The sequence below is a fragment of the Lamprobacter sp. genome (assembly GCF_034860625.1).
Taxonomy (GTDB): Bacteria; Pseudomonadota; Gammaproteobacteria; order Chromatiales; family Chromatiaceae; genus Lamprobacter.
The window spans coordinates 1-1,066 of the sequence record NZ_JAYESN010000593.1; the positions used below are offsets into that span (position 1 = coordinate 1).

Annotated in this window: 1 protein-coding gene; it reads right to left on the minus strand. The window is 66.3% G+C overall.

Annotated elements, in window-relative coordinates:
* Positions 1-1,066, minus strand: a 1,066-nt coding sequence (gene istA / locus VBE63_RS30080) for an IS21 family transposase (protein ID WP_323686632.1), incomplete at both ends; no start/stop codon positions are given.

The window sequence follows — 1,066 nt, forward strand, 5'->3', positions numbered from 1 at the left end:
GTTGCACATCGGCCTCGGCCTCAAGCGGTTGCTGATCGAGCCCCTGCTTGAGGATGGAGCTCACACTGCGAGACTGCGGAGCACCGATCGCCAGCGCCCGTGCACAGGCGGCCTCCAGGCGTTCTGGGCCATAGCCGCGTGCCTGTTTCAGCAGCCCCAGACAGGCCCGGTAACCGTGCTCGGGATGCGGGCGATCACTGAATTGATGCTTCACCACCGCCAGCGTCGCCGGGCCGATCGTCTGCGCCCAGTTCATGAACCGCCCTGGGGACCATTGGCGATGGGCTTGATGGGCCTTGGGCATGTGCTCCTCCAGGGTGGAGAAGCGCTGGCTACCGCGGCGTGGATGCACTGTCACGCGCTGACCACCGTGCATGACCTCCACGCTCTCGGCGCTGAGGCGCACCTCCACGCGCTCACCGACGAGGCGGTGTGGGACGCTATAGAAGCGCCCCTCAACGGCAATGTGATAGTCGATACCGACCTTGGCGTGGCGCCACTCGGCATACTCGAACGGCTGCGCCGGCAGCGCCTTGAGGACCGGGCGATCCAACTGCTCAAACAGCTCTCGCCGCGAGCCAGGCAGCTTCTGGAACGGGCGCGCGTTGAGCTCGGTGAGCAGCTCGGCGATGGCGACATTGAGCTCATGCAGGGAAAAGAAGCGCTGGTGGCGCAGCCGTGCCAGGACCCAGCGCTCGACCACCTGCACGGCGACCTCCGCTTTGGCCTTGTCTTTGGGTTTGTAGGGCCGTGCCGGCAGGATCGCTGTGGCGTAATGACGGGCCAGCTCGAGGTAGGTGGCGTTAGGCTCGGGGTCGTAGCGATCCGGTGTGCGCACCGCCGCGCGCAGGTTGTCCGGGACCAGTAGCTCGGGCACGCCGCCAAAGAAGGCGAAGGCGCGCTGATGCGAGCCGATCCAGTCCGGCAGCGATTGACTCCAGGTCGCCTCCGCATAGGTGTAACTGGAGGCCCCGAGCACGGCGACGAAGATCTGCGCCGAGCGCTGCTCGCCGCTGCTGGCGTCGATGACCGCCATGGTGGGACCACAGTCGTCGATGAACAGCTG